The 25,172-nt window shown below is 54.9% G+C and carries 29 protein-coding genes; 18 read left to right on the top strand and 11 right to left on the bottom strand.

Going from position 1 to position 25,172, the window contains the following annotated elements; genetic code table 11:
- Window positions 1-13 precede the first annotated feature (13 nt).
- Entirely contained in the window at window positions 14-1,054 is a 1,041-nt protein-coding gene (locus TH2_RS02615) for a LacI family DNA-binding transcriptional regulator (protein ID WP_008888841.1), read from the top strand.
- A 47-nt stretch (window positions 1,055-1,101) separates the two neighbouring features.
- On the opposite strand, the gene TH2_RS02610 is transcribed toward TH2_RS02615, so the two are convergent.
- Both TH2_RS02610 and TH2_RS02605 read right to left on the bottom strand, forming a co-directional pair.
- Window positions 1,102-1,647: an MgtC/SapB family protein gene (locus tag TH2_RS02610; RefSeq protein WP_008888840.1), complete on the bottom strand. Its 546-nt coding sequence runs from the start codon at window positions 1,645-1,647 to the stop codon at window positions 1,102-1,104.
- Between the two features lie 76 nt (window positions 1,648-1,723).
- Entirely contained in the window at window positions 1,724-2,638 is a 915-nt protein-coding gene (locus tag TH2_RS02605; RefSeq protein WP_040822523.1) for a LysR substrate-binding domain-containing protein, read from the bottom strand.
- A 100-nt stretch (window positions 2,639-2,738) separates the two neighbouring features.
- Between TH2_RS02605 and TH2_RS02600 the strand changes: the two genes are divergently transcribed.
- Complete coding sequence (locus tag TH2_RS02600; protein WP_008888838.1) at window positions 2,739-3,428, top strand: LysE family translocator; 690 nt, start codon at window positions 2,739-2,741, stop codon at window positions 3,426-3,428.
- A gap of 21 nt (window positions 3,429-3,449) precedes the next feature.
- Here the strand turns inward: TH2_RS02600 and TH2_RS02595 are convergent, their stop codons facing one another.
- The 7 genes from TH2_RS02595 to TH2_RS02565 form a co-directional block, all read right to left on the bottom strand.
- Window positions 3,450-3,881, bottom strand: a complete 432-nt coding sequence (locus tag TH2_RS02595) for a DsrE family protein (RefSeq protein ID WP_008888837.1) — start codon at window positions 3,879-3,881, stop codon at window positions 3,450-3,452.
- Window positions 3,871-4,674, bottom strand: coding sequence for a HesA/MoeB/ThiF family protein (locus tag TH2_RS02590; protein WP_008888836.1), 804 nt, complete (start codon window positions 4,672-4,674; stop codon window positions 3,871-3,873). The genes TH2_RS02595 and TH2_RS02590 overlap by 11 nt, the downstream gene beginning before the upstream one ends.
- Window positions 4,675-4,900: 226 nt before the next feature.
- Window positions 4,901-5,851, bottom strand: a complete 951-nt coding sequence (gene cysK, locus TH2_RS02585) for a cysteine synthase A (protein ID WP_040822518.1) — start codon at window positions 5,849-5,851, stop codon at window positions 4,901-4,903.
- Between the two features lie 203 nt (window positions 5,852-6,054).
- Window positions 6,055-6,510 carry an RrF2 family transcriptional regulator gene (locus TH2_RS02580; RefSeq protein ID WP_008888834.1) on the bottom strand — a complete coding sequence of 152 codons (456 nt, stop codon included), beginning with the start codon at window positions 6,508-6,510 and terminating at the stop codon, window positions 6,055-6,057.
- 93 nt (window positions 6,511-6,603) lie between these two features.
- Window positions 6,604-7,068, bottom strand: coding sequence for a dUTP diphosphatase (dut, locus tag TH2_RS02575; protein WP_008888833.1), 465 nt, complete (start codon window positions 7,066-7,068; stop codon window positions 6,604-6,606).
- A 74-nt stretch (window positions 7,069-7,142) separates the two neighbouring features.
- Window positions 7,143-8,369, bottom strand: coding sequence for a bifunctional phosphopantothenoylcysteine decarboxylase/phosphopantothenate--cysteine ligase CoaBC (gene coaBC, locus TH2_RS02570; protein WP_008888832.1), 1,227 nt, complete (start codon window positions 8,367-8,369; stop codon window positions 7,143-7,145).
- A 203-nt stretch (window positions 8,370-8,572) separates the two neighbouring features.
- A complete protein-coding gene (locus tag TH2_RS02565; protein WP_008888831.1) occupies window positions 8,573-9,826 on the bottom strand; it encodes a polysaccharide deacetylase family protein in 1,254 nt (417 codons plus the stop codon).
- A 253-nt stretch (window positions 9,827-10,079) separates the two neighbouring features.
- Between TH2_RS02565 and TH2_RS02560 the strand changes: the two genes are divergently transcribed.
- Together TH2_RS02560 and TH2_RS02555 are read left to right on the top strand one after the other, a co-directional pair.
- Window positions 10,080-10,661: a malonic semialdehyde reductase gene (locus TH2_RS02560; protein ID WP_008888830.1), complete on the top strand. Its 582-nt coding sequence runs from the start codon at window positions 10,080-10,082 to the stop codon at window positions 10,659-10,661.
- A gap of 284 nt (window positions 10,662-10,945) precedes the next feature.
- Entirely contained in the window at window positions 10,946-12,355 is a 1,410-nt protein-coding gene (locus tag TH2_RS02555; RefSeq protein WP_008888829.1) for an ATP-binding protein, read from the top strand.
- 82 nt (window positions 12,356-12,437) lie between these two features.
- Here the strand turns inward: TH2_RS02555 and hslU are convergent, their stop codons facing one another.
- Together hslU and hslV are read right to left on the bottom strand one after the other, a co-directional pair.
- Window positions 12,438-13,748 carry an ATP-dependent protease ATPase subunit HslU gene (hslU, locus tag TH2_RS02550; protein WP_008888828.1) on the bottom strand — a complete coding sequence of 437 codons (1,311 nt, stop codon included), beginning with the start codon at window positions 13,746-13,748 and terminating at the stop codon, window positions 12,438-12,440.
- 59 nt (window positions 13,749-13,807) lie between these two features.
- Window positions 13,808-14,368 carry an ATP-dependent protease subunit HslV gene (gene hslV / locus TH2_RS02545; RefSeq protein WP_008888827.1) on the bottom strand — a complete coding sequence of 187 codons (561 nt, stop codon included), beginning with the start codon at window positions 14,366-14,368 and terminating at the stop codon, window positions 13,808-13,810.
- A 230-nt stretch (window positions 14,369-14,598) separates the two neighbouring features.
- Between hslV and ade the strand changes: the two genes are divergently transcribed.
- From ade to TH2_RS02475, 14 genes are all read left to right on the top strand, one after another.
- The gene (gene ade, locus TH2_RS02540) at window positions 14,599-16,326 is read left to right on the top strand and encodes an adenine deaminase (protein ID WP_008888826.1); all 1,728 of its coding nucleotides are present in this window, start codon (window positions 14,599-14,601) and stop codon (window positions 16,324-16,326) included.
- Window positions 16,327-16,428: 102 nt separating this feature from the next.
- A complete protein-coding gene (locus TH2_RS20455) occupies window positions 16,429-17,706 on the top strand; it encodes a J domain-containing protein (protein WP_008888825.1) in 1,278 nt (425 codons plus the stop codon).
- Between the two features lie 190 nt (window positions 17,707-17,896).
- Window positions 17,897-18,496: an imidazoleglycerol-phosphate dehydratase HisB gene (gene hisB / locus TH2_RS02530; protein ID WP_008888824.1), complete on the top strand. Its 600-nt coding sequence runs from the start codon at window positions 17,897-17,899 to the stop codon at window positions 18,494-18,496.
- Between the two features lie 82 nt (window positions 18,497-18,578).
- Entirely contained in the window at window positions 18,579-19,022 is a 444-nt protein-coding gene (locus tag TH2_RS02525; protein ID WP_008888823.1) for a DUF2628 domain-containing protein, read from the top strand.
- A complete protein-coding gene (gene hisH, locus TH2_RS02520) occupies window positions 19,019-19,669 on the top strand; it encodes an imidazole glycerol phosphate synthase subunit HisH (RefSeq protein ID WP_008888822.1) in 651 nt (216 codons plus the stop codon). The genes TH2_RS02525 and hisH overlap by 4 nt, the downstream gene beginning before the upstream one ends.
- Window positions 19,666-20,220, top strand: a complete 555-nt coding sequence (locus TH2_RS02515) for a GNAT family N-acetyltransferase (RefSeq protein ID WP_040822270.1) — start codon at window positions 19,666-19,668, stop codon at window positions 20,218-20,220. Before hisH ends, TH2_RS02515 begins: the two co-directional genes overlap by 4 nt.
- Window positions 20,217-20,945: a 1-(5-phosphoribosyl)-5-[(5-phosphoribosylamino)methylideneamino]imidazole-4-carboxamide isomerase gene (gene hisA, locus TH2_RS02510; RefSeq protein ID WP_008888820.1), complete on the top strand. Its 729-nt coding sequence runs from the start codon at window positions 20,217-20,219 to the stop codon at window positions 20,943-20,945. Before TH2_RS02515 ends, hisA begins: the two co-directional genes overlap by 4 nt.
- Before the next feature lie 22 nt (window positions 20,946-20,967).
- Window positions 20,968-21,729 (top strand): imidazole glycerol phosphate synthase subunit HisF, encoded by a 762-nt coding sequence (hisF, locus tag TH2_RS02505; RefSeq protein ID WP_008888819.1) that lies wholly within the window; start codon window positions 20,968-20,970, stop codon window positions 21,727-21,729.
- Window positions 21,730-21,733: 4 nt separating this feature from the next.
- Entirely contained in the window at window positions 21,734-22,072 is a 339-nt protein-coding gene (locus TH2_RS02500; protein WP_008888818.1) for a phosphoribosyl-ATP diphosphatase, read from the top strand.
- Window positions 22,073-22,351: 279 nt separating this feature from the next.
- The gene (locus TH2_RS02495; protein ID WP_008888817.1) at window positions 22,352-22,726 is read left to right on the top strand and encodes a histidine triad nucleotide-binding protein; all 375 of its coding nucleotides are present in this window, start codon (window positions 22,352-22,354) and stop codon (window positions 22,724-22,726) included.
- A 127-nt stretch (window positions 22,727-22,853) separates the two neighbouring features.
- The gene (locus tag TH2_RS02490; RefSeq protein ID WP_008888816.1) at window positions 22,854-23,588 is read left to right on the top strand and encodes a TIGR04255 family protein; all 735 of its coding nucleotides are present in this window, start codon (window positions 22,854-22,856) and stop codon (window positions 23,586-23,588) included.
- A gap of 10 nt (window positions 23,589-23,598) precedes the next feature.
- The gene (locus TH2_RS21175; RefSeq protein WP_008888815.1) at window positions 23,599-24,180 is read left to right on the top strand and encodes a hypothetical protein; all 582 of its coding nucleotides are present in this window, start codon (window positions 23,599-23,601) and stop codon (window positions 24,178-24,180) included.
- A gap of 7 nt (window positions 24,181-24,187) precedes the next feature.
- On the top strand, window positions 24,188-24,628 hold the full coding sequence (locus TH2_RS02480) for a hypothetical protein (protein WP_008888814.1): 441 nt from the start codon (window positions 24,188-24,190) through the stop codon (window positions 24,626-24,628).
- A 31-nt stretch (window positions 24,629-24,659) separates the two neighbouring features.
- Window positions 24,660-25,151, top strand: coding sequence for a DUF6314 family protein (locus TH2_RS02475; RefSeq protein WP_274517094.1), 492 nt, complete (start codon window positions 24,660-24,662; stop codon window positions 25,149-25,151).
- Window positions 25,152-25,172 lie beyond the last annotated feature (21 nt).

Raw genomic sequence — 25,172 nt, 5'->3', positions numbered from 1 at the left:
AACGGACCTGTATATGCCTGCTGCTCGCCCCAATTTGCGTACGATTGCCGATCGCCTTGGTCTATCGATCACGACGGTATCGCGTGCGCTTAAAGACGGGCCGGAAGTCAAACCCGACACCGTCGCCCGCGTAAAGGCAGCCGCAGCAGAAATCGGTTATCAGCCAGATGCCCGTGGCGTCATGCTTCGAACCGGCAAAACCATGCAGGTTTGTTCCATTCTGTATTCCCCCGAAGTCGGTGATTACGGCGACCCGGGCTTTCTGGCACAGGTCGAAAGCCTAACCCAGGGTCTTGAAGCCGATAACTATTCCCTCTTGGTGCTGGCCCAGACCCGCGGCGAAGATCCGCTTGATCCGGTGCGCAAGGTCCATACCCAACGCCTTGCCGATGCCGTGGTATTTTCACGCACCACCTTGCAAGACAGTCGCGCGAAATACTGTCTGCAACATGACTTTCCGTTTGTCAGCTTTGGCCGGACAGAACTTCTGACCCCGCATGCCTTTGTCGATCATGATGACGAACAGGCGGCCTATGATGCAGTAAAACGGTTGCTTGATGATGGCCACCGCAATATCGGCATTATCGACCCGCCCGAAGCCTTGACCTTTTTCGGATATCGCAAACAGGGGGCCCGCCGGGCCATGGTCGATGCGGGGCTTGATCCCGATAGCCTGATCTGGATGCCGTCGGAAATTTCCGTGCGGGCTGCGCGCGAATCAACAACACGACTTTTTGCCAATCAGCGCGATGTCACGGCTGTTGTCTGCGCAAGTCAGATGACCATGATCGGCGCGCTTGAGGCATTGATGGAACTTGGCATGGACACCATCCGCGACGGAATTGGTGTTGTCGGCTTTGGCGGCATGCCGTTTCGCATGCTTTCGAAACAAAAACTTGCCTATTACTACCAGCCGCAGCGCCATGTCGGCGAAGTACTTGCCCGCCACCTGCATGACCTGATGAACGGCACACCGCCCGAAAACCTTCAGACGCTTCTGCCCTATCACCGCATTGACGACCTTGCCGCCTTCCGCGAGGGCGAGGATTTCTAAGTGCAACCCAGCCAGGGCGCGGAGGCGCGGATTACCCTAAATTGCCCCTAGCTCTCCTTGGCGTCCTTGGCGGCCTCTGAATTGCCAACCCAGCGCACCAGCATGAGTTCGACCGGTTTCAGCGCGACCAGGATAATAAAGGTCAAGACGGTTGCAATAATCACGATATGCCAGGCCGCAAGCGCACAGGCGATGCCAAGCGCTGCCGTCATCCAGACGGTCGCAGCGGTGGTAAGCCCCGTGACCGACATGTTCTTTGGCTCGCGCAAAATAACACCGGCACCAATGAAACCGATCCCGGTCAAAACACCCTGCAAAATCCCCTGAACCACACGTGACAGCGCGTCGGGATGATCAATCAGATCCTGAAAATGGACCGCCACGACCGACACCACCGCCGCACCAAGCGACACAAGGGCAAGGGTGCGCATGCCGGTTGGCTTGCCATTCACATCTCGGTTCAACCCGATCAGCATGCCAATGACTGTTGCCGCCACCAGACGCGCAATCATATCGATCACGCCAATATCGAAGTATTTTTCCGCCGTGGCGAAATAGGGAAGGTCGGTCAGCATGCGATAAACCCTTGCCATTCAAACATTCCCCAAACGCTTCGCACGCAATCAATGTTCCGAGGTGATGCACGGCCAACCAGTTCCTTGATCACAGTCAGGCTGGTGAAATCGCATGCTCCATGTCAGTTGCCTTGGCCATCAACCAGTCAAAAAACAGCGCAATTCGCGGATCACGCTTGGGCGGATCAAGCGTGATCAGGACATAATCAAAGCCCGTCGGGGCCATGCCATGCGGCGCTATCAGCCGCCCGGACGCCAGATCATCAGCCACAAGCGGCAAGGGACCAATCGCCGTACCAAGCCGGTTCACGGCTGCCTGCAGGGCGAAGAAGAAATGATCGAAATACTGCTCGCTTGCTGGGGTTGCCGTGCTGCCGCTGCTGCGTTTCCAGTCATCCCATGCATCGGGGCGCGTTCGCGTATGAAGCCAGCGGGCGTTGGACAAATCCCTTGAAAGGATGGTTTCCCAGCATTCCGGATCGCAAACCGGCCCCGCATATTCCGGCCAAAGTCGGGTGGTGATGTAATGCTCGGAAATCCCGTAATCCGCACGCCGGATGGCAACATCGCAGCCATCCGCCAACAAATCCACCGGCCCGCCCGCCAGTCTCAGATCAATATTCAGATCCGGGTTGGCCTCGCGAAAATCGCCAAGACGCGGCATCAACCAACGCATCGCAAGGCTGGGCTCGCACGATACGGTCAATATCGGGGATGACTTGTCATGGCGATGGATATCCTCAATCGCCTGATCAAGCCCATCAAGCGCAACCGTTGTTGCCTTCAACAACCGCTCACCTGCGGCCGTCAGCCAGACACGCCGATTGCGCCGAACAAACAGTTTAACACCCAGACGTTCCTCGATTTGTGCAACCGCGCGACTGATCGCACCATGCGTCAGATTAAGCTCATCCGCCGCACGCGAAAAGCTCTGATGGCGGGCTGCGGCCTCAAAGGCGGGCAGGGCCGCCAAGGGTGGCAAACTGCGTTTTCTGTGAATATTACTCACAACAAATACCAGTATTTTTCGATTTTCCGGCGATCTGAACAGTTTGATACTGAATTCACTCACACATCAAATGAATTCATCATTCACAAAGGATCACATCATGCCCGAATGGACAGGCGATATCTTATCGATGGAAATCATTGCCGTTGGCATCATCACCATTCTCGCCGTGATCAGCCCCGGTCCGGACTTTGCGATGGTAACCCGGATCGCCCTTGCACGCGGACGGCGGGCAGGTGTGCTCTGCGCCATCGGGATCGGCACCGGCGTTTCAGTACATCTCGGCTACACGCTGATCGGGCTTGGTGTTGTTTTTGCCAGCAATGTCTGGGTTTTGTCAGCTCTGCGCTACCTTGGGGCGGCTTATCTGATCTGGCTTGGCGTATCGGCGCTTTGGCCGGATATTCGACGCCTGCTGGGCAGGCCAGATCACAGCAAAAGTGCTTCGAACGTCAAACCTTCTGATCAGCCGGATCAAAACCAAACCCGTCGGACACAGAACAGCGGATCGGCGTTTTGGATCGGTTTTGCCTGCAATGCGCTCAACCCCAAAACCATGTTGTTTATCGTATCGCTGTTCAGTCAGGTGATTTCACCAGACACCGCGGTGGCGCAGGAAGTCGCGTATGGGGTTTATATCGCGGCCTGCCACATGATCTGGTTTGCGCTTGTCGCAACAGCCCTGACCCTGCCATCGGTGCAGGCGCGCATTGCTGCGATCAAATCATGGATCGAACGTGGTGTTGGCATCTGCCTTGCCGGCCTGGGCGTCAAGCTTCTGGCAAGCTAGGGCGAACGTGAACCTCAAAGATCAGATGAACAGCATCTCGCCATTCTGCTTGGCATCGTTCAGGAACGTGACAACACCGCCGGTCTCGATTGCCAATTCTTCACGCTTTGCCTGATTTTCAAGGCCAAGGGCGCGCAGGCCCATCTCGCAGATCATGAACTTGGCATTGAGGCTGGCACAGGCCGACAACAATTCTTCGAAAGTGCCGATGCCGCGCGTCGAATAACTGAGATCAATCGATGTCGCCGTCGCCCCGTCAACCTCGGTGCGCAGATGACGCCAACCCGACGGCGCAAACAGCGCCCGGCTGGCATCCATGGTGAAGAACAGTGTCACTTCACGGCCCGACGCCAAGGCAGCCGATGCCATTACGAGGGCGTAATGAACCTTTTCATAGGTCCCGGAAAACACCACCAGGGAAAGCTTTTTTGGCGTATCAGACTCAGTGCTCATGAATAGACAGGTCCTTGATTGTGGCGTTTTCTGAACAGGTCGGGCAGCCCGGATCGCGGGGCACCCTGATCTTGCGGAACGAGGAGGACAGCGCATCAATAATCAGAAGCTGCCCGGAAAGGCCATCACCAATGCCCATCAGTTCCTTAAGCACCTCTGTCGCCTGAATGCCGCCAACCATGCCGACAACCGATCCCAAAACGCCGCCCTGCGCACAGGACGGAATGGCGTCTTCGGGCGGCGGGGCGTGATAAATGCAGCGATAACAGGGATGCGGCACACCCAGATGGGCCTTGAAGGTCGATACCTGCCCGTCAAAACGAAGGGCAGCACCGGAAACCAGCGTCTTGCCCGCGTGGTAGCAGGCATCATTGAGTAAAAAGCGCGTATCGAAATTATCCGACCCGTCGGCAATCACATCATAATCGGCAATCAGATCCAAGACGTTGCTGGCATCAAGCCGGGTGTTATGGGCCTGCACGGTAACTTCGGGGTTCATATCCGCCATGGTCGCCTTGGCACTGTCGACCTTGGGCGTTCCGATATCCTTCATGCCATGCGCGATCTGACGTTGCAGGTTCGAGAGTTCGACCGTGTCGGCATCGACAATGCCAATCGTGCCGACCCCGGCAGCCGCCAGATACATCGCAAGCGGCGATCCAAGCCCCCCCGCACCAACGATCAGAACCCGACCGCGTTTGAGCTTCATCTGCCCCGTGCCGCCAACCTCCTTAAGGACGATATGGCGGGCATAGCGTTGCACTTCATTTTCGCTGAAATCGAAATCACTCACGCGGGTGGGCTTCCTGTCAGAACGTCGGTCATCAGATCAGATGGTAATCCACTAGGCTTTTGCATATAGCCCATGGAACAGTGGCCTCAAGCAAAGATTTCATATTTATATCGAAACGAAATGCTTCGCTTGCTCAATCAACCAAGCCAGAGCCCCGCATTCCGCCAACGAAAAAGGCCCGGCACATCGTGCCGGACCCTTTGAAATCTTTGGTCTTTCAGGCTGCTTATTGCAGGCCTTCGAACAACGGGGTCGAAAGATACCGTTCGGCAAAGCTCGGTATGATCACAACAATGCGCTTGCCTTCGTTTTCCGGCAGCTGGCCAAGCTCGATCCCGGCAGCGACCGCTGCACCGGACGAAATGCCGGTCGGAAGGCCTTCGATGCTGGCAAGCTTGCGGGCGGTGGCAAAGGCAGTCTCGTTGCCGATGGTCATGACCTTGTCGATGACATCGATATTGAGGTTGCCCGGAATGAAACCGGCACCAATGCCCTGAATTTTATGCGGGCCGGGTGCGCCACCGGAAATGACCGGGCTGTCTTCGGGCTCAACAGCAACGATCTGGATGTTCGGGTTATGCTTTTTAAGCACTTCGCCAACCCCGGTCAGGGTTCCGCCGGTACCAACACCGGCAACAAAGATATCCACCTTGCCGGCGGTATCCTTGATGATTTCCTCGGCCGTGGTGTTGCGGTGGATTTCCGGGTTGGCCGGGTTGTCAAACTGCTGAAGCATGACGGCACCGTCAATTTCCGAAACCAGTTCCTCGGCACGGGCAACCGCACCCTTCATGCCCTTGGCCGCCGGGGTCAGATCAATCTGCGCGCCCAAAAGCATCAGCATCTTGCGACGTTCCAGCGACATGCTTTCGGGCATGGTCAGGATCAGCTTGTAACCCTTGGCTGCCGCCACAAAGGCCAGCGCAATACCGGTATTGCCCGATGTCGGCTCCACCAAGGTTGCGCCCGGCTTGATCTTGCCGGATTTCTCGGCATTTTCGATCATCGCCAGACCAATACGGTCCTTGACCGAGGCCAGCGGGTTAAAGAATTCAAGCTTGCCGATCAGATCGGCTTTGACACCTTCGGCCTCTGCCAGTCGCGAAAGGCGCACCAGCGGCGTTGCGCCAATGGTGTCGATGATGCTGTCGTAAATCTTGCCGCGAAACTCAGTCATGTTTTCCTCGCACGTTTCTGTATTTTTGCCATCAAGCACATCTTTGATCTGTATTTATCTCGCTATTTATCCGGGTCAAACGGATTGAAAGATTTTTTACAGATCCTGTGCCGGGCAACGTTCCATAAACTTGTAGTTTTACCTTCAATAGCAGCAGTTTCTTGTGCAATGACGATACACCAAACCGCTGCACCCCGATAAGATCAAATGATGAAATCCGGGGACTCTTCAATCCCGCTGCGCAGGCCCGCATCACGTGCCCGGTTGCACAGGTCTTCGACCGTGATTTTTTCAAGCTGCTTCATCATTTCGTCCTGCAGTTCCCGCCACAGCGGACGGACGACTTCCTTGCCCAGTGGCGATCCTGCCGGATCCTCGATCGGGTCATCGGATGTTTCCATCGACCGGATCACCGACACGATATCGGCAAGCGTGATGCGACGACGTTCACGCGCCAGCCGATATCCCCCGCGCGGGCCGCGCACGCCGACCAGAATGTCGGCACGCACCAACTGTTGCAACGTCTGTTCAAGATAGCGTTTCGGAATGCCCTGACGCGCGGTGATATCCCGGCTCTGGACCGGCTCACCCGCCGCGTTATAGGCAATGTCCACGACCGCCTCGATCGCAAACAGCATCTTCTTAGAAAGCTTCAGCATCTTTTCACTCAACTCCCCTTGCGGTTCAGCCATCCCCCCAGACGGCATAACCAGATAGCATCAAACCGGATCGACCAGCATGCTTTCCCTGGCCTATCGGGCCGGGCTGGCTGTTCCGGTCGAACCGAAACCACCCGCACCGCGCGCGGTTTCATTCAAGTCTTCTACGGCGTTCCATGTCACTTGCGCCACCGGTGCGACCACCAGCTGGGCAATGCGCATGCCGCGCTCGATTTCAAAGGCTTCGTCACCATGATTAATCAGGATGACTTTGATCTCGCCGCGATAATCGGCATCAATCGTGCCGGGGCTATTAAGGACCGTAACCCCGTTTTTCGCAGCCAGACCCGATCGCGGACGCACCTGTGCCTCAAACCCGGCGGGCAGGGCGATGGCGATACCGGTTTCGACCATGGCACGTTTGCCCGGTGCCAGAACCAGCGTCCCGTCAATCGCAGCCTGCAAATCAACTGCGGCTGACTGCGCGGTTGCGTATTCCGGTAACGGCAAATCCGCCCCGTGCGGAAGCTGCTTTAAATCAACGCTTAAAAGCGACATCGTCTATCCTTGTCTTGTCCCGGCAGGATCATCTGCCGATCTAATCGTTCTGTCTGCCTTCCGGGATACGCCCGTCAGGAAAAATGTTTGATGATGCGCGCTCTTAACGCACGGGCAACCCCGGTCTTACTTTGGCGTTCCCACCGTTCATCTGTGGTTTCGTCGTCACCTGAAATCAGGCAAATCTCGTTATCATCACCGCCAAAGGTTCCGGTTGCGGGCGCCACATCATTGGCCAGGATCCAGTCACACCCCTTGCGTGCCCGTTTGGCCCGCGCATGGTCGGTAACATTTTCGGTTTCGGCGGCAAAACCGATGACGAGCCCCGGGCGCATTGGCCCGGACTTGCTGATGGTTGCCAGAATGTCCGGATTTTCCGAAAGCTTCAGGTCCGGGATCACCCCCGATCCATCTTTCTTAAGCTTCTGACCGGCTTCATCAGCCGTGCGCCAATCGGCCACCGCCGCGGCACAAACGGCAATATCAGCGGGGAGTGCGGCCTGCACGGCCCCCAGCATCTCGCGTGCGGTTTCGATGCGCACGACCTTCACCCCTGCGGGATCGGGCAGGGTTACCGGACCCGTCACCAGCGTCACATCTGCACCGGCCTGTGCCAGCGCCTCGGCAATGGCATGGCCCTGCTTGCCCGAGGATCGGTTGGCGATGTAACGCACCGGATCAATCGGCTCATGGGTCGGGCCGCTGGTGACCACCGCCTTTTTACCCGCAAGGGGTTTGGGCGCGCCTTGCTGTTCCAGAAAATCAACAACACTTGCGATAATCTCGGCCGGTTCGGCCAAACGGCCCGATCCGAATTCGCCGCAGGCAAGGTCGCCAGACGCTGGGCCGACGCGGAGCACGCCACGGCTTTCAAGGGTGGCGATATTGGCTTGCGTCGCCGGATGGTTCCACATCTCGACATTCATTGCGGGGGCAATCATCACCGGCTTGTTGGTCGCAAGTAACGCAGTTGTCGCCAGATCACCGGCCTGTCCGGTCGCCATCTTGGCCAGAATATCGGCACTTGCCGGGGCGACCAGAACAAGGTCCGCCTCACGCGAGAGTCGGATATGGCCCATTTCCGCTTCGTCGGTCAGGGAAAACAGATCCTGATAGACCTTGTTTTCAGTCAGTGCCGCCACCGAAAGCGGTGTCACGAACTCGGCCCCACCCTTGGTCAGGATAGCGCGGATATGGATCCCGCGATCACGCAACCGACGGATCACCTCAAGCACCTTATAGGCGGCAATGCCGCCCGAGATGATCAGAAGGACACTCTTTCGATTTAAGTCACTTGGCACTGTGATTACCAATTAATTACGGTTAAGAAGTGTGGTTAACCTACATTGTCCCCCAATCGGGCGCAAGAACCCAATCAAGAACAGGATGAAAGCCGCAGGATTGTTTGAAAAACGCCATGCCCGGCATCTGGACATGGCGTTGATTTTATTTGGATTTCAGATCCCGACGTTAATTATCGGGTTTTACGCCATCAAGCGGTTGCTTATGGAACGGTATAAAGCATCCCGAACCAGCGCCAGCGTGAATCTGGCCCCATGGCGGTGCAGTTGATCCGCCAGCGCCCGCTTGAAACCGGACCATCGAGGCGGATTTCAACCCGTTCTTCGCCAAGGCGCGACATGGTCGGCTCCCCTTCGGACGGGTAACAGTTCATCGACGGGGCCGGTTCTGCCAGCGTAAAGCCAAAGGCCGGCGGATTGCGGGTCAGGGTGTAATCAGCCGGTGTGACGTCGCTTACCACAAGTGGCAGCGAATTCGCCGCCAGATTAAACCGATCCATCGCGCCGTAATGCTCGTTCAGGGCATAACGCGGCAGATACATGAAATCGGATTCGGTATGCATCGCACCGCTTTGCTGGCCAAAGGCCGCGCGATAGCCAGCTTCCTTGACCGCGGCGATCACCTCGCCATTGGCCTCCCCATAGGGATAAGCAAAGATTTCCGGCACATAGCCGAGTTCTTCCTCAAACCGGGCGGCAGAATTGGCAAGCTCTGCCTTGACGCGATCAATGTCGAAATCCGGCAAATGGGCGTGGTTCTGGCTGTGACCACCAATCGTCACACCCGCCTTGGACAATTCGCGCACCATGTCCCAGGTCATGTAGTTGGCATAGCCCGAATCAAGTTGTTCGGTGGAAACAAACACGGTGAAGGGCAGGTTGTGTTCGCGAAATACCGGCCAGGCCTTTTCGTAAACTGAACGATAGGCATCATCGACCGTAATGCCGATGGTGCGATCCGGAAGCCCCTTGCCATCGGCAAGCGCGCTCACGATCTGCGGAACGCCCATCACGGTATAGGGACCGCTGGTCAGTTCTTTGACGTGCTGGTCGAACTGTTCCATCGTGATGTTGGTCGAAGGATATTCACCCTCGCCAAAGCGATGATACATAAACACCACGGCCGAGGTCGCGTCTCCGCTTGGCGCAACCATTTCCTGATCCGCACTTTGCGGCGCATCGGACTGGGTCGCGTCCTGTGCTGTTGCCTCGGTCGTCGGGACTTCCGGGGTTTCGGCACCATCTGCCCCCGTTACCGCAGGCTCCGCAGTTGTCGCCTCAACCGTTTCATCGGTTGCAGGTGCACTATCCGACGCGATCTGGGCAAAGCCCGCCGTAGCACCAAAAGTAAGCCCAACCGCGAAGGAGACACCGACAATAAGGCCGTGCATCCTGCGCGGCGGTTTCACCCGCATCACTGCCGAAATTGCGCTGTGCCCTTTGGTCTCAACTGCCATATCTGTTTCCAGTATCTTGCGATCCACCCACGCCGGGGCGCAACTCATTCGCGCCCTCGGATCTCCCCCCAGTAGAAAACCCGGCTCCTGCCCCACGCAATGCGTTTTGCAGGGTCATTTTGACTTCGAAAATACCAGTGAACCGATTGTTTTTCCACAGTTCATATCAGCTCTTGCCAATTGTCCGCCACATTACAAATCTAATGGTAACCATATCGAACTTTTGGCAACCACTTCTGATTGACGAGGATGCATGCTTAATTCTGATGGACTTGACCTTCTTTTTCACAATGGCCGCACCCACAATGTCTGGCACAACAAACCGGTTGACCCGGCACTTCTCAAAAAGGCCTGGGACCTGACGGTACTGGGACCAACAAGTGCCAATTGCGAACCGATGCGCATTACATTCGTCACCACCGACGAGGCCCGTGCACGCCTTAAACCCTGCCTGGCAGAGGGCAATATCGAAAAAACCATGACGGCACCGGTGACAGCCATCATCGCCCATGACATGGAATTTTACGAAAAGCTGCCCGACCTGTTCCCGCATACCGATGCCCGGTCGTGGTTTGCCGGCAAGGAAGAGGCCATCAAAACCACCGCATTTCGCAATGGCACGCTGCAGGCAGGCTATTTCATCCTCGCCCTTCGGGCCGTTGGCCTTGATTGTGGCGGGATGTCGGGCTTTGATAACGCCAAAGTCGATGCCGAGTTCTTTGCTGGCACCGCGTATAAAAGCAACTTCCTGCTTAATATCGGCTATGGCGATGGCAGCAAGCTGTTTGAACGCCAGCCGCGCCTGAGCTTCGACCAGGGTGCTGAAATCATCTGATCAGGCTTCTGATCACACCAAGCAAGAACCTGACCGGCGGGCGTTAAAACATCCGCCCGCCGGTTGGCGCAAACCGATACACTCCCCACATGAGCATTTTGCCCAAAGGCGTTGGGCAGAGGACGGCATCACCACGCACCCGACAGATATTTTCAATCACTTCAGTGCTTAGAAAACTGTCATTAAAGTTTTATTTGATCTTTACTGGCCCATAACCATTTTAGGTCCACTTTTGATCACACGCGTGATAAACCGCCGTCACCCCGTTTAAACAGGAGCGTTAATTGGGTTTCCGCCAATTGATACTTACGGCTTTGGCCGTTGCCTTTCCGGCAGGTGTTGTCTTTGTCGTCCTTGCGGCGATGGAGCAGCTTGGCTGGGGCACAGCGATCCTGTCTGCGACCGCCGCCTGGCTCGGGGCTGCGGCGATCTTGCGCATCTATTTTGGTGATCTGCGCCGGGTGGCACGCTATGCGACCGATTTGCGCGACCGCTATAAAGGCACCCCGCCGCAACATATCAGCTTTGCCGCCGCCTCCGAGCTATCATCTCTCTATACCCAGATTGCCGCGGCATTTCGTGATCGCATCGCCCTGCTTGAGGCACAAACCAGCACCGATGCCGAAATCCTTGATCACCTGCCCAACCCGGTGGTGATGGTCAATCGCCATCGCGTGGTGACCGGCTTTAACCGGGCGGCCAAGGGCCTGTTTCACAACCTTGAAACCGGCCGTGATCTGACCCGCTTTATCCGAGACCCGATCCTTCTGGATGCCTTTGATGATGTCGCAAGCGCGCGCGAAACCATGAAGCACGCGGAATTCGTGCTGGCGGCTGATGCACACCGTCACTTCGACGTGCTGACCGCACGCCTGCCTGCTGCTGCCGGCGACCGGAATTTCGTTCTGACATTCTCCGATCTGACCGAGCTTCGCAAACTCGAACAGATGCGCGCCGACTTCGCGACCGATGCCGGGCACGAACTGCGTACCCCGCTTTCAGTGCTGCTGGGCTTTATCGAAACGCTTGAAGGCCCGGCCAAGGATGATCCCGACGCGCTCAACCAGTTCCTGCCGGTGATGCGCGATCAGGCCCAGCGTATGCAGCATCTGATCGAAGATCTGCTGTCGCTTGCCCGGATCGAGCTTAATGAACATACCCCGCCGTCCGAGGACTGCGATGTCGGCAAGATCATCGGCAAGGTCGCCAAAAGCCTTGCCCTGAAGGCCGAAGCCAAGGGCATGAACATCCGTGTCACCAGCACGCTTGATGACACCGAAATGGTTGGCGAGGAAAAGGAACTGACCCAGGTCTTTGTCAATCTGGTCGAAAACGCCATCAAATACGGCCACGCCAATACCGATGTCGAAGTTTCGATCAGTCTGGCCAAAAACCCGCCGGGTGCACTGGCGCGTTTCCGCCATGACCGCATCATGGCCGTTGCCATCCGCGATCATTCCGATGGCATCGCACGCGAACACCTGCCGCGCCTGACGGAGCGTTTCTACCGCGTTGATACCGCACGCTCCCGCGCGGTTGGCGGCACCGGCCTTGGGCTGGCCATCGTCAAACACCTGGTACAACGCCACCGCGGCACCATGCAGATCGAAAGTGAACAGGGTGTTGGCTCGGTCTTTACGGTCTATCTCCCGGCCAAAACCGGCGACAATGTCCGGAAATTGCATTCCGCCTAAGCGACCGGAAAACCTTCAAAAACAAAAAGGCCAGCAACAATGTGCTGGCCTTTTGCATATCTCGTCCGATCGAACGTTTCGATTACAGAATAAACTTCGAAAGATCGGTATCCTTGGCCAGGTCTTCGACCTGTTCGCGGACATAATTGGCATCGACCTTGAACGTCTCACCGCCACGGTCGGTGGCGGTAAAGCTGATGTCATCCAGCAGCTTTTCGAGCACCGTATGCAGCCGACGTGCCCCGATATTTTCGACCGATTCATTCACATTGGCCGAAATACGGGCAATTTCATCGACCGCATCTTCGGTGAAGTCGAGTGTTACGTCCTCGGTCTTCATCAGCGCGATATACTGTTTGATCAGGGATGCTTCCGGCTCCATCAGGATGCGGCGGAAGTCACCCTCGGTCAGTGCCTTAAGCTCAACGCGGATCGGCAGTCGACCCTGCAATTCCGGCAGAAGGTCGGACGGCTTTGCAAGGTGGAACGCACCAGAACAGATGAACAGGATATGGTCGGTTTTGACCGTGCCATGCTTGGTTGAAACGTTGGTTCCTTCGATCAGCGGCAACAGATCGCGCTGAACACCCTCGCGCGATACATCGCCACCACGTTCGGACCGTGCAGTTATCTTGTCGATCTCGTCCAGGAACACGATGCCGTTCTGTTCGACATTTTCAATCGCCTCGGCAGTGACCTTGTCATTATCGAGAAGCTTGTCACCTTCTTCATCGATCAGGCGTTCAAAGGCTTCTTCGACCGTCATGCGCTTGGGCTTGGTATTGCCACCAAACGCCTTGCCGAACATATCGTTCAGATTCAGCATCCCCATCTGTGCCCCGGGCATGCCCGGAATATCGATGGTCGGCATCGAAGCAGCACTGCTTTCCTGCACGTTAATCTCGATTTCTTTGTGCTGAAGTTCACCTTCGCGCAGCATCTTGCGGAACTTCTGGCGGGTCTCGGAGGAGGCAGTTTCACCGACCAGACCATCGAGAATGCGCTCCTCGGCCTGCATTTCGGCCTTGGCGCGGACTTTCTTGCGCATGCTTTCGCGGGTCAGGTCGATCGAAACTTCCACCAGATCACGCACGATCTGTTCAACATCGCGCCCGACATAACCAACCTCGGTGAATTTGGTCGCTTCGATCTTGATGAACGGGGCCTCGGCCAGTTTGGCAAGGCGACGCGCGATTTCGGTTTTACCGACACCGGTCGGCCCGATCATCAGGATGTTTTTCGGAAGCACCTCATTGCGCATGGTTTCGTCAAGCTGCTGACGGCGCCAGCGGTTACGCAGCGCAATGGCGACCGCGCGCTTGGCATCCTTCTGACCGATGATGTGACGGTCCAGTTCGGAAACAATTTCGCGCGGGCTGTAATGTTGGGTCATGATTTATTCCGTATCTTTTTGCGACGAATGCCGTAACAAGGCCCGGTTTGGCGCCTTGATTATTTCGCATCCTCAAGATCAATTTTTTCAAGCAAGACATTGCCATTGGTGTAGACGCAAATCTCACCGGCAATCGCCATGGCCTTGCGGGCAATTTCCTCGGCACTAAGGTCCTGATCAAGCAGGGCCCGTGCCGCAGCAAGCGCATAGTTGCCACCCGAACCAATGGCGATGATGCCATCTTCGGGTTCAAGAACATCGCCTTGGCCAGTCAGAACCAGTGACACGTCCTTGTCCGCCACCGCCATCATGGCTTCAAGCTTGCGAAGGTAACGATCCGTCCGCCAGTCCTTGGCCAGTTCGACACAGGCGCGCATCGTCTGACCCGGATGACGATCAAGCTTGGCTTCAAGCCGTTCCAGCAGGGTAAAGGCATCCGCCGTTGCCCCGGCAAAGCCCACCATGATCTCGCCCTTCTGGCCGATCCGGCGCACTTTGCGGGCATTGCCCTTGATCACAGTCGGACCAAGCGAGACCTGACCATCACCGGCCACCACGACTTCATTGCCCTTGCGCACGGACAGAATTGTCGTGCCATGCCAGCTTTGTTGTTCGCTCATGAATTATCCTTGAATCTCATCGATTGCTTCGCCCAAGAGTTAGCACGGCAGACGCCCCGGTCAAGGGCAGAAGCCACCCGCAACTGCCGCTTCCGCTGACCGCGCGACCTTCATGTCGACCAAAACACAGTTTCAACGCTGAGATACCCAAAAAATTCAAGGCATACCCACGCCACATGCTTTACCCTTGGGGATGGTAAAAGAATTTCAAGAAGACAGGACCAGAGCCCATGAGCAGCGATCTTACCCAAACCCATCTTGGCAAATGCATTCTTGCCGGTCAGGGCAAAATCAAGGCCGATCTGGTTCTGCGCAATATCGGCTTGCTTGACGTGATCACCGGCAAGGTCACCGAAACCGATATCGCCATTGTCGGCGACCGGATTGTCGGCACCCATGACAGCTATACTGGCGAGACCGAGATTGATTGCACCGGCAAGTTAGCCGTGCCGGGCTTTATCGATACCCACCTGCATATTGAAAGCTCGCTGGTCACCCCGCTCGAGTTTGATCGCTGTGTGCTGCCCCATGGCGTCACCACAGTCCTGTGCGACCCGCACGAAATCGCCAATGTGCTGGGGTCTGAGGGCATCAAATACTTCCTGGATTGCGCCGAACAGACCGTGATGGATGTGCGGGTTAATCTGTCCTCCTGCGTACCGGCCACCGCGTTTGAAACCGCAGGTGCGCGGCTTGAAATCGAAGACCTTTTGCCGTTCCGGTCGCATGAAAAGGTCGTCGGTCTGGCGGAAATGATGAACTATCCCGGCGTACTCAACCTTGATCCGGGCATCATGGCCAAGCTTGAAGCCTTTCAGGATGGCCATATCGATGGTCATGCGCCGCTGGTGCGCGGATCGGACCTTAATGGCTATATGGCGGCCGGCATTCGTACCGATCACGAGGCCACCTCGGCCGAGGAAGCCCGCGAAAAGCTCGCCAAGGGCATGGCGATCCTGATCCGCGAAGGATCGGTTTCCAAGGACCTTGAGGCTTTGGCCGAAATTCTCGATGAAAACAGCTCAAGCTTCGTGGCCTTGTGCACCGATGACCGCAACCCGCTTGATATCGGCGAAGAAGGTCATCTTGATAGTCTTGTTTCGCGATTAATTGGTCATTTGAAGGCACGTAATTGCCCGATCCATCATGCCTATCGCGCCGCGTCCCATTCCGCGGCCCGCATTTTCGGCCTGCGTGATCGCGGTTTGATCGGACCGGGCTGGCGGGCCGATATCGCCATCCTTGATGATCTTGAAGCCTGCCACGTCACCGATGTCATTGCAGGTGGCCGCCTTGTCACCAAGGATCTGTTTGCCAAACGCAAAACCATTGAGCCTGTCGGTTTGACGTCGATGAAGGCAACCCCGGTCACGGCAGAGGCCTTTGCCTGCGATCCCAAACCGGGTCAGAACCAGACCCCGGTGATCAAGGTCAAGCCGGGCCTTATCCTGACCTTCCGCGATGAAGCGACGCTTGAAATTGGCGATAATGGCCTGAAACCCGATCTGGATAATGATGTGATCAAGGTCGCCGTCGTCGAACGCCACGGCGTCAATGGCAATATCGGACGCAGCTTCGTGCGCGGTTTTGGCCTGAAACGCGGGGCGATTGCCTCCTCCGTCGGGCATGATAGCCACAACATCACCGTTGTCGGCGCAAGCGACGCCGACATGGCAGCAGCGGTCAATCGCCTGATTGAAATGGGCGGCGGCTTTGCGGTGGCCGATGGCGGCAAAGTCACGGCCGAACTGGCCCTGCCGGTTGCGGGCCTCATGAGCCTTGAGCCTTTTGAAACCGTCGAGGAGCACCTGATTGATCTGCGCAAGGCAGCCAAGGATCTGGGCTGTGTTTTACCCGAACCATTCCTGCAGGTCGCCTTCCTGGCCCTGCCGGTGATCCCGCACCTGAAAATGACCGATCGCGGCCTGTTTGATGTCGATAAATTCGACTTTGTTTAGCTAATACAAATTGAATATTTATTTTAAATTGCATTATGTTTGCAGGGACACGCTTTTTCAGAAAACAAATCAACTACATTTCGTGCAGCAAGAGAGGGAAGAATGGGTAACGATCCGAGAGGTTATTATCATTCCCTTGGCGTCAGCCATGAAGCGTCCATAGAACAGATTAAAAAGACTTACAGAGCACTTGCGAAAATCTATCACCCTGACATCAATGATGATCCTAAAGCCGCTGAGCGGTTTCGCGTTATCTCAGAAGCATACGATACTCTGATTGATCCGGAACTTCGGAAAAAGTACGACGAAACCAACACCGTCAGTGAGCAAGATGCAGCACCCCCAGAACCAAAAGCCAAAGTAAATCCAGTACATTGTTCGTCATGTGCGAAGCCAACAGCTCAACCCCGCTTCTTAGTTTTTCGATCAGTCGTTAGTTATATCTTTGCAACGCAAACTAACCCGACCTCTGGAATTTTTTGTAGTCAATGTGCAAAAAAGAAAGCACTGAGAGCTTCAGCAATCTCCGCTTTATTCGGATGGTGGGGGGTTCCTTGGGGACCAATCAATACAATTAAAGAAGTAATTAGAAACTCACTCGGTGGAGAGAGAAGTCCAGAAATTGACGAAAAGCTAATGTGGCAAAATGCTGTCGCATTTCTTGAGCGGGGTGACTACTTGCTCTCCGCTTCTATCGCCACGAAACTAATAAATTCAACGGATAAAGGAATATCGTCGGCTGCGAGTGAACTACTTGATCTACTCCGAGCCCAAGGCGTAGAGCCACGCAGCATCAAGCAAAACTGGAGATTTAGTTTTCCTAATTTTGCCAGTCAAATTGCTATGGTTAGCTTTCTACCAGGAGTCGTTGCTGCCTCAATTTACCTCGACTCAGCGCAAAACAATCAAATTTCGACATTTAGTAGTGGTAATTCAGCAGGTTCAGACAATGAACCTGTGATCGTGAATCAATGCGTGGATATGCCGACAAATGGGGAAGTCCTCTCCGAGATGGGGAGTAAGTTGGAGGCATCTCACAAAATTACTGTTGAAAACGGCTCAAAAGGCGACGCTATAGTTAAGATCAAAGATAGCCTTAGCAGAAATACCGTTGCTGCTTTTTACGTCGCAGAAAAATCGAAAGCATCGTTCGATAATATTCCTGACGGCAGCTACGTCGTGCAATTTGCGAATGGTACAAAACTAAACTCGACTTGCGACGGCTTTCTAGATGGTACGTACAGCCAGTTTGAAGGGCACCAAAAGTTGTCAACTCAGTACGATAGTACCAGTATCTACACTCAAGAGCTGGTCTTCACTCTCTTTCCTGCACTGAATGGCAACATTGATATCGATACGATTAAAGCTGCAGACTTTTAAAGCCACGAAATGTAAATCTCCCATCACAGCATCGCGCTCACCAAGGTCTGACAATTTTGCCAAGGCAAAGTTTAGAAACCCTATGAAATACTGCGGCCAATACGTAGCCAGCTAAAACTGGCTTTTGGGCAGCTTTATTGCTACATACGACCCGTCATATGCATCAATATCTGCAGGAAAGGAGCTTTGCATGCGCAAGGCCCGCGTTGAGCGTAACACAAACGAAACCCAGATCATGGTTGAACTGAACCTTGACGGGACCGGCGTTTATGACGTCGAGACCGGGGTCGGGTTCCTTGATCACATGCTCGAACAGCTTTCGCGTCACAGCCTGATGGACCTTAAAGTCCGGGCCAAGGGCGACCTGCATATTGATTTCCACCACACCACCGAAGATAGCGGCATTGCAATCGGCGAGGCCTTTGCCAAGGCGCTTGGCGATAAGAAGGGCATCACGCGCTATGGCAGCTGCCTGCTTCCGATGGACGAGGCGCTGACCCGTGTCGCACTTGATATTTCAAGCCGTCCCTATCTGATCTGGAATGTCGAATTCACCCGCGACAAGCTGGGCGATATGGATACCGAGCTGTTCCGGGAATGGTTCCAGGGCTTTGCCCAGGCGGCTGGCATCACGCTGCATGTCGAGAACCTGTATGGTGAGAACAATCACCATATCATCGAAAGTGCCTTTAAGGCGCTAGCACGGTCCCTACGCGTGGCAATCGAAATTGATCCGCGCAAGTCCGATGCCATTCCGTCCACCAAGGGCACGCTTGGCGGCTCCTTGTAAGCAGGTCAGTTCGATCTGATCGAAAATACACCGGTGGCACAGTAGACAAAACTCTGCCACCGGTCCAGAGAACCGGTTTTCGATGAAGGTTTACACAGTCCATACCCATCCCGGCGATGCCGACCCGATGGAAAACGCCATCCTGATCCGCGAAGGCTTCAATTTCTGGGCCTTTCTGCTTTCAGGCCTTTGGGCGTTGTACCATCGCCTGTGGCTGGGCTTTTTCGGCCTTGTCGCGGTTTCATTTCTTTGCACCTTTGCCGTCGAGCTGTTTGACGGCGGGCCTGAAATGGACTTTGCGCTCGCCCTTGTCACCGGGATCGGCTTTGGCCTGATCGCCAATGATTTGCGTCGGCGCAAACTGGCAGCATCTGGCTGGAAGATGGTCGATATCGTCGCGGGCCATGATGAGACTGACGCCGAACATCGCTGCTTTGAGCGTTCAAAAAATTCCCGGCTGCGCGTCCCACACTCCGCAGCTGCCCTTACCTCCACCCCCTCAACCGGGAGCCCACCCTACCCATGAGTGTTGCGATTATTGATTACGGTTCCGGCAATTTGCGTTCGTGCGCCAAGGCGTTCGAACGTGCTGCACGTGAAACCGGCTTTTCTGACGAGATCATTGTCACCGATGACCCGGAAAAGGTCCGCAACGCCGGCCATATCGTGCTTCCGGGCGTTGGTGCCTATGCCGATTGCCGTGCCGGTCTTGATGCCGTCACCGGCATGGTTGATGTCCTTACCGAACAGGTGATTAAGGGCGGTAAACCGTTCTTTGGCATCTGTGTTGGCATGCAGTTGATGTCGACCGTCGGTCGCGAATTTGTCGTCACGGATGGCCTTGACTGGATTGCTGGCGAAGTCGTTGCGATCGAGCCCAGCGACCCGAGCCTTAAAATCCCGCATATGGGCTGGAACGAGCTGGTTCTTGATCCGGCGGGCAAGGCGCACCCGGTTCTTAAAGGCATTTCCGATGGCGATCACGCCTATTTCGTGCACAGCTATCACATGCATGTCACCAACCCGGATCAGCGACTGGCGTCTGTTTCCTATGGCGGGAATATCACGGCCATGATCGGGCGTGACAACATGATCGGCACCCAGTTCCACCCGGAAAAAAGCCAGAAAACCGGGCTGACCATCATCGGGAACTTCCTGGGGTGGAAGCCATGATCGCACCATCTGATACCATTCAGCCGGGCGTCATTGCCGAACGCGTGACCGAACTGACTGCAGGCGACATTTCCGATATCGTCGATGCCTGTACGCAGGCGATTGTCGAAGGTGGCGGCTTTGGCTGGCTGACACCGCCGGACCGTCCGGACATGGAAAAATACTGGCGCGGTGTGTTGCTGATGCCTGGTCGCCATCTGTTTGTGTCGCGCGTTGATGGCATCATTTCCGGTGCCGCCCAGTTGATTGAAACACCGGCCAACCTTGAAGCACAGCGTCATTCTGCCCAGATTTCCGGCCATTTCGTCGCCCCTTGGGCGCGCGGGCGCGGCAACGGCAAGGCGATCGTGCGTTCGATTGAATATTTCGCCCGTGAAGCGGGCTATAGCGTTTTGAAACTCGACCTTCGCGAAACCCAGGAAGCCGCCATCGCACTGTATAACGGGCTTGGATATGTCCGTTGGGGCATCAATCCCTATTACGCGATGGTCGATGGCAAGATGGTCGAAGGCTATTACTACACCAAGAAAATACAGGACACCGATCAGTGAACCTTTATCCCGCAATTGACCTGAAAGATGGTGCATGTGTGCGCTTGCTTCGCGGCGACATGGACAAGGCAACCGTGTTTAACGACGATCCGGGCGCACAGGCCGGTGAATTTGTGCAAGCCGGCTGCCATTGGGTTCATATCGTGGACCTGAACGGCGCCTTTGCCGGTGAACCGGTCAATGGCGCAGCAGTGGACTCCATCCTTGCCGCTGTATCGGGCAAAGCCCAGACGCAGCTTGGTGGCGGCATCCGCACCATGGAAACGGTTGATTATTGGCTGAACAAGGGCATTACGCGTGTGATCCTTGGCACCGTGGCGCTTCGCAATCCGGACTTCGTCAAGGAAGCCTGTGCCAAATGGCCGGGCCGCGTCGCGGTCGGCATTGATGCGCGTGATGGCTATGTCGCGGTCGAAGGCTGGGCGGAAACGTCCGAGGTCACCGCACTCGAACTGGCCAGGAAATTTGAGGATTGCGGTGTGGCGGCAATCATCTTTACCGATATCGACCGTGATGGCGCGATGGGTGGCCCGAATATCGAGTCCACCGTGGCCCTGGCATCGGAAATCTCGACCCCGGTGATCGTATCGGGCGGGGTTTCATCGCTTGATGATCTGATCGCGGTCAAGAAACACACAGATGCTGGCATTGATGGCGCGATTTCCGGTCGTGCGCTTTATGATGGCCGCATCGATCTGGCAGAGGCCATCGCGGCCCTTTCGTAACCGACCCAACAGGAAACAGACCATGCTGAAAACCCGTGTCATTCCCTGTCTTGACGTCAAGGACGGCCGCGTCGTCAAAGGGGTCAATTTCGTTGATCTGATCGATGCCGGCGACCCGGTCGAACAGGCGCGCATCTACGATGCAGAGGGTGCGGATGAACTCTGCTTCCTTGATATCACGGCATCAAGTGATAACCGCGATACCATCTTTGATGTGGTTGCCCGCACGGCCGAGGCCTGCTTTATGCCGGTCACCGTTGGCGGTGGCGTACGCACCCTTGAAGACATCCGAAAGCTGCTTTTGGCCGGTGCGGACAAGGTTTCGATCAACACCGCCGCCGTCAAAAACCCCGATTTCGTGCGCGAAGCCGCGCGCAAGTTCGGATCGCAATGCATTGTGGTCTCGATTGACGCCAAATCGACCGGCCCGGACAAGTTCGAAATCTTCACCCATGGCGGGCGTGAGCCCACCGGAATTGATGCCGTTTCGTTTGCAAAACAAATGGTCGAATATGGCGCGGGGGAACTTCTTGTCACCTCAATGGATCGCGATGGCACCCAGTCGGGCTTTAACATTCCGCTGACCCGCACCATTGCCGATGCCGTCCATGTGCCCGTCATTGCTTCTGGCGGTGTTGGCACGCTCGACCATATGGTCGAAGGCGTGCGTGATGCCCATGCATCGGCGGTTCTGGCCGCCTCGATCTTCCATTTCGGCACCTATCGCATTCGCGAGGTCAAGGACCACATGAAAGCTGCCGGTATTCCGGTGCGCGAGGACTGAAATCATGCCCGATACGGATAAAAGCCAACATATCCTTGATGCGCTTTACGCAACCGTTTCTGCGCGCAAGGGTGCAGACCCGGAAACCAGCTATACCGCAAAGCTGCTTGCCAAGGGCACGCCCAAAATCGCCCAGAAAGTCGGCGAAGAGGGCGTTGAAACAGTGATCGCCGCCCTTGCCGAAAGCCCACAAAAGGTCGCATCGGAAAGTGCCGACCTGCTGTATCACCTGACCGTCCTTTGGGCCGATCAGGGTGTGAAACCCGAAGATGTCTGGAAGATTCTGGCCGAACGCCAGGGCATTTCAGGTATTGCCGAGAAGGCATCGCGCAAAAGCGACTAACAAGGGCGACCACCACGACCGCCCTCATCCACGTCATGGACCCCCGCCTGCGCGGGGGTGACGATGTGTAGAGGCAACCCTCTTTATCCGTCATGCCCGCGCAGGCGGGCATCCATATCGGCACTACCGCTACCATGGTTTCCGGGCCGCAGCATGGCTCCGCCCGGAATGACCGAAATTGGAAATTGGTCGCACTTTCGCAAAATCGAAATTGCACCGGACGCCAAGCCTGTCCAATATGGCACCCATAGTCAGAATAGATTGATCAGGAGCCCCAAGATGGCCGTTCAGCCCTACGATCCGGAAAACATCTTTGCCAAAATCCTGCGCGGCGAAATCCCGTGCACCAAGGTCTATGAAGATGACCACGTGCTGGCGTTTAACGATATCGCGCCACAGGCCCCGACCCATGTGCTGGTTATCCCCAAGGGTGCCTACACCAGCTATGACGACTTTGCGCAGAACGCCTCGGACGCCGAAATCGTCGCCTATACCCGCGCAATCGGCAAAATCTCCAAGGAAGCTGGCGTCGTTGAAGACGGCTATCGCCTGATCGCCAATACCCGCGAACATGGCCGCCAGGACGTCCCGCACCTGCATGTGCATATTCTTGGCGGTGAGAAACTGCCGCGGATGCTGCCGGATAGTCGATAGAAAAGTGACTAATACCGCAGTTGCATTCAAAGCGACCGACTCGTTAGAAATAGGTGTTCTTGCACTCCTGATTTAAACACTGTATCTATATTGTGAGTGAATCTGAATCGTTAAGGTTGGAAAGCTAATGCCTCTCCCATCTAAGCTGAAGGAAGACTGCATTGTTGAAGCGCTACTAGAACTGCGCTTCCAGTCAAACGAACTTCCAGAAGTTATCATGGCAAAAATTGTAGATGGCTTGGGTGTAGAGAATTTTTCGCGTCAACAGCTTCCAATTGCTGATGTTCCTTGGACAATCCGACAGCAAGATCCAAATCTCAAACATCAGCCGACTGTCGTTTTTATAAGCGAAAACAACAAAGTTCAGTTCAAAGTGGGGCCTTCTGTTCTATCCGTTCATAATGTTGGCGAGTATGCTGGTTGGGAGAACATTTCCAAAGTTTTCGCTGATGCAGCAAAATTAGTTTGCACAAAGATTCAATCTAAGATTGAAAGATGTGGATTACGGTACGTAAATATTGTAAATCCACAACAACACTATATTGAAAACTTTTCCGATCTAAACGTTTCCGTAGTGATTAATGGCAACACTCAAAACCCACCATTAAACGTCAATTACATGCTGCGTAGTGATGGGACTGCCGTTGTAGTTCGCGCGTGTTCTCCGGAGTTCGTTACTCCTCGTTTGCCGGAAGGTTCCACAGCGTTTATCGACATTGACGTTTCAACAACTGATAACGGCCATACTGAAAATTCAGAAACGGTCGTGAAATGGCTAGAGACTGCACACGATTTTGAAAAGAAGGAGTTTTTCAAATTACTCCCTGCAGCAGCCATAGAAAAATTAGCTGTATACGATTAGGAGGCGGCCTATGAATGCTTTTGCTGGTACTTCGACGGCCAACCCGTCTTGGCATATTGATGACGCACGTCCTGGCACTGGAGAAAGCCAAATTAACTGGGATCACGTTGGCGATGCTCTATTTCGCTTTTCAGGAATATTCGCTCAGGTAGTTTCAGGCTCAACCTCTTCCATCTACTCAATTATTGATGGACGTAGCGCATTACCGCTCACACTGCAGGACATTGATCGAACAGGCATAATGAGCGAAAAATTAGATACTCTCCTGCTGGAGTTTTCCGCACTAGAAGAAAACTGGGATGGATATGATGCTCAGCCAGTCAGTCATTTTGCGATTGACCAAACCAGAGAGTTTCTCCGCTCACTCAAAACAACAATTCCGGAACCTAGCCTAGCACCAGATGCAGATGGATCTGTAAGCATTATTTGGGATGGCGCTGAAACATACTTGGACGTCGGCTTCGATCCGCTTGGTCGCTACAGCTTCTATGGCGAAGATAAAGACTTAGGCGAATTTGAGCTTGAGCCAACAATCGGTTCGGTTCTTAACAACAGATCCCTGAGTAAATATTTGGACAAGCTGACAGTGTAAGGACGGAATGTCGGACGAAAAGCCGGAACGTGTCCCCGATAACGAAAACGTGCTACGGCGTATTTTCTCGCCGTACCACATAAATGAAGACGGGTCCTTGAAAAGCAGTGCGTTTTCACCGAGCAGCAATTCACTGGACATCTCGGTCAATCGTGAAGCTATTGCGGATTTTGCCGCTAATTGTGAGATTGGAAAACAAGAAGAACGGCCATCCCCAGATGGAAATCCAGTAAAAGCAAAGATTTTCCGAGGGTGCGTGAGGGGAAATGTTGGTGAAATCCACAACAAACACATGGATGAAGAAAAATCTATGTATTGCGAGGTTTTAGCTACCCCGGATTACGAGAACAACAACCCAAGCCATGCTGATTTACGGCTTCCAAAAAATACTCGGGGTATTCGTAAGAAATTAGCCGATCTCTTTTCGAATTTGTTAGAGCCTGAGTAGCAAAAAACAATTCTTTCCATCAGACTCAACAGTGTTGCTCATAAAGAGAAAAGAAATCCAACAAAACACTCTGCATATATTCGGGTCACTTCACGGCAACTGGACGCTTGTGCGCGATTTGGGCGAAGTCGGGCAGTTTACCGGCGATGTCACGTTTCATGCTGCCAACCCGGACCAACCCAATGTGCTGCGCTATCGTGAGGAAGGGTTTCTGACCCGCCCGGACGGCAAGCGGTTTGATGGCTATCGGGAATATGATTTTGTCCTGCACGACGACCCCGCCGCGATCGAGCTTCTGTTTCGCGACCCATTGAGTTTCGGCAATCGCTATGTGTTGCTGCAATTTGGCGAGCAGGGTGACGCGGGCGAATCAGGTCTCTGTGCGCGTGACATTCACCCCTGTGGTGAGGACTTTTATCACCATTGCATGATCTGGAACGGGCCCGATCATTTCGAAACAAAAATAAAAATCACCGGTCCGAAGAAGGATCACCTGCTGCACAGCATCTATCGCCGCGCCTAGCATCCCGGAATACGGAACATC

It is taken from the genome of Thalassospira profundimaris WP0211 (genome assembly GCF_000300275.1).
GTDB lineage: Bacteria > Pseudomonadota > Alphaproteobacteria > Rhodospirillales > Thalassospiraceae > Thalassospira > Thalassospira profundimaris.
This window is presented reverse-complemented; position numbering and strand designations above follow the sequence as displayed.

What these genes read in the sequence shown, in the direction of transcription:
- TH2_RS02615 (WP_008888841.1), top strand. Translation starts at nt 14, where the DNA reads ATGCCTGCTGCTCGCCCCAATTTGCGTACGATTGCCGATCGCCTTGGT.
- TH2_RS02610 (WP_008888840.1), bottom strand. Translation starts at nt 1,647, where the DNA reads ATGGCAAGGGTTTATCGCATGCTGACCGACCTTCCCTATTTCGCCACG.
- TH2_RS02600 (WP_008888838.1), top strand. Translation starts at nt 2,739, where the DNA reads ATGCCCGAATGGACAGGCGATATCTTATCGATGGAAATCATTGCCGTT.
- TH2_RS02595 (WP_008888837.1), bottom strand. Translation starts at nt 3,881, where the DNA reads ATGAGCACTGAGTCTGATACGCCAAAAAAGCTTTCCCTGGTGGTGTTT.
- cysK (WP_040822518.1), bottom strand. Translation starts at nt 5,851, where the DNA reads ATGACTGAGTTTCGCGGCAAGATTTACGACAGCATCATCGACACCATT.
- TH2_RS02580 (WP_008888834.1), bottom strand. Translation starts at nt 6,510, where the DNA reads ATGCTGAAGCTTTCTAAGAAGATGCTGTTTGCGATCGAGGCGGTCGTG.
- dut (WP_008888833.1), bottom strand. Translation starts at nt 7,068, where the DNA reads ATGTCGCTTTTAAGCGTTGATTTAAAGCAGCTTCCGCACGGGGCGGAT.
- TH2_RS02565 (WP_008888831.1), bottom strand. Translation starts at nt 9,826, where the DNA reads ATGGCAGTTGAGACCAAAGGGCACAGCGCAATTTCGGCAGTGATGCGG.
- TH2_RS02560 (WP_008888830.1), top strand. Translation starts at nt 10,080, where the DNA reads ATGCTTAATTCTGATGGACTTGACCTTCTTTTTCACAATGGCCGCACC.
- hslU (WP_008888828.1), bottom strand. Translation starts at nt 13,748, where the DNA reads ATGACCCAACATTACAGCCCGCGCGAAATTGTTTCCGAACTGGACCGT.
- hslV (WP_008888827.1), bottom strand. Translation starts at nt 14,368, where the DNA reads ATGAGCGAACAACAAAGCTGGCATGGCACGACAATTCTGTCCGTGCGC.
- ade (WP_008888826.1), top strand. Translation starts at nt 14,599, where the DNA reads ATGAGCAGCGATCTTACCCAAACCCATCTTGGCAAATGCATTCTTGCC.
- TH2_RS20455 (WP_008888825.1), top strand. Translation starts at nt 16,429, where the DNA reads ATGGGTAACGATCCGAGAGGTTATTATCATTCCCTTGGCGTCAGCCAT.
- hisB (WP_008888824.1), top strand. Translation starts at nt 17,897, where the DNA reads ATGCGCAAGGCCCGCGTTGAGCGTAACACAAACGAAACCCAGATCATG.
- TH2_RS02525 (WP_008888823.1), top strand. Translation starts at nt 18,579, where the DNA reads ATGAAGGTTTACACAGTCCATACCCATCCCGGCGATGCCGACCCGATG.
- hisH (WP_008888822.1), top strand. Translation starts at nt 19,019, where the DNA reads ATGAGTGTTGCGATTATTGATTACGGTTCCGGCAATTTGCGTTCGTGC.
- TH2_RS02515 (WP_040822270.1), top strand. Translation starts at nt 19,666, where the DNA reads ATGATCGCACCATCTGATACCATTCAGCCGGGCGTCATTGCCGAACGC.
- hisF (WP_008888819.1), top strand. Translation starts at nt 20,968, where the DNA reads ATGCTGAAAACCCGTGTCATTCCCTGTCTTGACGTCAAGGACGGCCGC.
- TH2_RS02500 (WP_008888818.1), top strand. Translation starts at nt 21,734, where the DNA reads ATGCCCGATACGGATAAAAGCCAACATATCCTTGATGCGCTTTACGCA.
- TH2_RS02495 (WP_008888817.1), top strand. Translation starts at nt 22,352, where the DNA reads ATGGCCGTTCAGCCCTACGATCCGGAAAACATCTTTGCCAAAATCCTG.
- TH2_RS02490 (WP_008888816.1), top strand. Translation starts at nt 22,854, where the DNA reads ATGCCTCTCCCATCTAAGCTGAAGGAAGACTGCATTGTTGAAGCGCTA.
- TH2_RS21175 (WP_008888815.1), top strand. Translation starts at nt 23,599, where the DNA reads ATGAATGCTTTTGCTGGTACTTCGACGGCCAACCCGTCTTGGCATATT.
- TH2_RS02480 (WP_008888814.1), top strand. Translation starts at nt 24,188, where the DNA reads ATGTCGGACGAAAAGCCGGAACGTGTCCCCGATAACGAAAACGTGCTA.